Source organism: Nitrosomonas sp. Nm166 (assembly GCF_900112825.1).
Classification (GTDB): Bacteria; Pseudomonadota; Gammaproteobacteria; order Burkholderiales; family Nitrosomonadaceae; genus Nitrosomonas.
Genome location: NZ_FONE01000117.1, coordinates 1 through 1,280, shown reverse-complemented (window position 1 = coordinate 1,280; position 1,280 = coordinate 1). Strand labels below are relative to the sequence as shown.

The following is a 1,280-nucleotide window of genomic DNA, read 5'->3' as shown; positions in this document are numbered from 1 at the left end:
GCATTGAAGTCATGAATATTCTGGCGTCCTACTCGATCCAGGTAACCCAGGTAATAGTGACCAAATGGAAATAATTGATTAAATGTATTGCTTCTGCCATCTGTGTGTCGACTATCACCGGATGCAAAATCATAGCGTATCCAGCCCTGGGGGTTCATTGGCATGGGCAAACGATAACCTACGCCGGTAGCCACAGCAAAGGCGGAAACATCGAGACCGGAGCGGCGGCCGAACTGATACATGCCTTCAAATTCATACAGGAAATTATCGAAATTGCCTGCAAGGCGGCCGCCTAAGGTATGAACATGAGAATTGCCCTGCAGAATATTGCCTGCCAGCACATTGGCTGTAGCCAAATTGCGTTCGTTTTCCAGACTCAGGAAATAGAGATCGATCAAGTGACCGGGTTTGGGTTTGTTGGTAGCCCACAGGCCAAAGAAATTCTGCTGGGTATCCCAATTGTCCACATCGCCCTTTTCGGTGATCATCGGACGCACCCAGAATGCATCCAGATCCCACTCAGGCGTACGCCAGAAAGCTTTGACACCCTGAAAGGTTCTGCGTGTATTGACCCAGTCCAGCGTGGAGATCAGTCTTTGTGAACCGTACAGTAACTCCTGCCGGCCGACACGGATATAAACCGGGCCATTATTGACATTGGCCAGTTTGATATCGGTGAACATATTGAGGATGTCCGCATGGTTTCTGTCCGTGATGAGTGGCGGCAGTTCAGAACCGAAAGCACGGGCGTCGATCAATTCTGCAAAAAAACGCACTCTGTCGCGATACCACAAATCCGCATGGAATCGGGTACGCAGCATATGGAAATCATTATTGATGCCGGCTGCATTCAAGCGGCTGTCGGTTTCATGCGTGTAGCGGTACCAGAAATTACCGCCAAAGGAAAGCAGCCAGTCATCCCCCAGATGGATTCTCTTGATGGGATCAAAAATGTCTTTCTCGTGCCCTGGGGTATCCAGATAGCGAAAGTCGATATCGTAAGCTGGCGTAGTCAGTAGCGCGAACGGTGCATAAGGCGCAACCGGTGGTTTCTCACGTTTGTTGCCTGTGATCATGTCCCAGAATGAATAATAGCCTGGGCCGGTGGGTGGCAATAAAAACAAGCCGGGGCGCGATGCTGCAGTGACCGGTGGCACTTTGGATTTGTCAAAGCTTGCGCTGGCTGCAGCAGTTGCAGCAGGAGCTGTTGTTGTAGCTGGTGCTGGGGTATTCGTACTTGCTGGAGATGGATTTGCTGCATGCGCCTGAAAAATCAGACA

1 protein-coding gene is annotated in these 1,280 nt (G+C 50.5%); it reads right to left on the bottom strand.

Going from position 1 to position 1,280, the window contains the following annotated elements; translation table 11 throughout:
* On the bottom strand, positions 1-1,280 hold a 1,280-nt coding region (locus BM021_RS15010; RefSeq protein WP_143074375.1), incomplete at both ends, for an alginate export family protein.